At 70.1% G+C, this 2765-nt stretch carries 1 protein-coding gene; it reads left to right on the top strand.

Annotated features, from left to right (window positions below):
• The first annotated feature begins 94 nt into the window (after nt 1–94).
• Nucleotides 95–2725, top strand: a complete 2631-nt coding sequence (hpnN, locus tag AB1I47_RS33615) for a hopanoid transporter HpnN (protein ID WP_354687963.1) — start codon at nt 95–97, stop codon at nt 2723–2725.
• Nucleotides 2726–2765 lie beyond the last annotated feature (40 nt).

The following is a 2765-nucleotide window of genomic DNA, read 5'->3' as shown; positions in this document are numbered from 1 at the left end:
CGCCCGCCCCTTCCGCATGCCGGATACGCCACGCCGCCGGCCCTCGCGCGCGCCAGCCGATATACTCCGGATTCGTGCTCCCTTCGGATCCGCCATGCTGACTTCGCTGCTGACACGCATCGTCCGGCTTGCCACCGCCTTTCCTTGGCGGGTCATCATCCTGTCGGCATTGCTGACCGCCGTCAGCTGCGTCTACGTGGCACGCAACTTTGCGATCAACACCGACATCGGCCGCCTGCTGGAATCGGATGCGCCATGGGCCGTGCGCGACGCCGCCATCAGCAACGCCTTCCCGCAGCGCGAGCAGATGATCCTGGCGGTGGTGCAGGCGCCGGCCCCGGAACTGGCAGATGCCGCCGCCAACGCGCTGGCCGAGGCGCTGCGCAAGCAGCCGGTACGCTTTAACGCGGTCAGCCAGCCGGGGGCCGGGCCGTTTTTCGAGCGCAACGGGCTGCTGTTCGCCAGTACCGATGAAGTCCGCCAGCTCACCGGGCAACTCGCGCAGGCGCGCCCGCTGGTTGGCGCGCTGGCGCACGACCCCACCTTGCGCGGCCTGGCCGACACCCTCACCACCACGCTGACGCTGCCGCTGCAGATGGGGCAGGTCAGGCTGGGCGAAATGGCAAAGCTGCTCGACGGCAGCGCCCGCACGCTCGACGATGTGCTGGCCAACAAGCCCGCTGCGCTGTCGTGGGCCGGATTGCTCGACGACAGCCGCAAGCCCGATCCGGACGGCCATGTCTTCAGCTATGTCGCCGTCAGCCCGGTGCTGGACTACAGCGACCTGAAGGCCGGCGCCGCGGCTTCTCGCGCGATCCGGCAGGCCGCCGCCGATTTGCAGCTCGCGCAGCGCTACCAGGCCACGGTGCGCCTGACCGGCCCGCAGGCGCTGGCCGACGACGAGTTCGCGTCGGTCAGCGAAGGCGCGCTGCTCAATGGCGTACTGACAGTGGTGGTGGTGGTGTTCATCCTGTGGCTGGCGCTGCGTTCGGCGCGGCTGATTGTCGCGGTGCTGGCGAGCCTGTTCGCCGGGCTGCTGATCACCGCCGCGCTGGGGCTGGCGATGGTCGGCGCGCTCAACATGATCTCGGTGGCGTTCGCGGTGCTGTTCGTCGGGCTGGGGGTGGACTTCGGTATCCAGTTCGGCGTGCGCTACCGCGCCGAGCGCCATGACCGCGACCACATCGTCGAGGCGCTCGGTCTGGCCGCGCGCGCGGTGGCCGCGCCGCTGGCGCTGGCCGCGGCGGCCACCGCGGCGGCGTTCTTCTGCTTCCTGCCGACCGACTATCGCGGCGTGGCCGAGCTCGGCCTGATCGCCGGCGTCGGCATGATCATCGCCTTTGCCACCACCTTCACGCTGCTGCCGGCGCTGATCGCCGTGCTCAAGCCCGGCGGCGAAGCCGAGACGCCGGGCTTTGGCTGGCTGGCGCCGGCTGACCTGTTTTTCGAGCGCTACCGCAAGCCGGTGCTGGTGGTCACGCTGCTGGCGATCCTGGCCGGTGCGCCGCTGCTGCCGCACCTGCGCTTCGACTTCGACCCGCTGCACCTGAAGGACCCGAAATCCGAATCGATGGCGACGCTGCTGGCGCTGAAGGATGCACCGCAGGCCGGCACCGAGGATGTGAGCGCGCTGGCGCCGTCGCTGCCGGCCGCGCAGGAGATGTCGCGCAAGCTGGCCGCGCTGCCCGAAGTGGCGCAAGTGGTCACGCTGCACACCTTCCTGCCTGAAGATCAGCCCACCAAGCTGCAGGCCATCGGCCAGGCCTCGGCCGCGCTGATGCCGGCGCTGGCGCAACCCACCGCCACGGCCGCTGACGACCGTGCGCGCGTCAATTCGCTGCGCAATGCCGCGCGCCAGCTTGCCATCGCCGCCGACGAGCATCCCGGCCCCGGCGCGTCCGCGGCCGCGCACCTGTCCGCGACGCTGAAGAAGCTGGCCGCCGCCGACGCCGCCACGCGCGACCGCGCCGAGCGGGCCATCGCCCTGCCGCTGCAACTGGCGCTGGCAAAGCTGAAGCTGGCGCTGGGCCCGCAGCCGGTCAACCAGCAGACGCTGCCGCCCGAGCTGGTGCGCGACTGGGTTGCCCCCGATGGCCGCGCCCTGGTCAATATCAGCCCGAAGCTGCCGCCGGCCGGCAGCGCGCAGCGCGAGGCCACGCTGGACCGCTTTATCGCCGCGGTGCAACGCGTGGAACCGACCGCCACCGGCGGCCCGATCGCCATCCGCGGCTCGGCCGACACCATCATGACCGCCTTCGCGCAGGCCGGTGTGTGGGCGGTGCTATCGATCACCATCCTGCTGTGGATCACGCTGCGCCGCTTCGCCGACGTGGCGCGCACGCTGGTGCCGCTGCTGGTATCGGCCATTGTCACGCTGGAACTGTGCGTGGTGTTCGGCATTGCGCTGAACTTCGCCAACGTGATCGCGCTGCCGCTGCTGCTGGGCATCGGTGTGGCCTTCAAGATCTACTATGTGATCGCGTGGCGGCACGGCAAGACCAAGCTGCTGCAATCGAGCCTGACGCATGCGGTGCTGTACAGCGCCGCCACCACCGCCACCGCCTTCGGCAGCCTGTGGCTGTCGCAGCATCCCGGCACCGCCAGCATGGGCAAGCTGCTGGCGCTGGCGCTGGTGTGCACGCTGATCGGCGCGGTGTTCTTCCAGCCGATCCTGATGGGCCGCCCGCGCGAAGACGCGCATCCTGGCCATGACAAACCCGCTTAATCACGTCACCATCAGGACAACATCAAACCCCTAGCCGCCC

The sequence above is a fragment of the Cupriavidus necator genome (assembly GCF_040578825.1).
In the GTDB taxonomy this organism is placed as follows: Bacteria; Pseudomonadota; Gammaproteobacteria; order Burkholderiales; family Burkholderiaceae; genus Cupriavidus; species Cupriavidus necator_E.
Note: the sequence above shows the minus strand (reverse complement) of the source record. Positions and strands in the feature narration are given on the sequence as shown.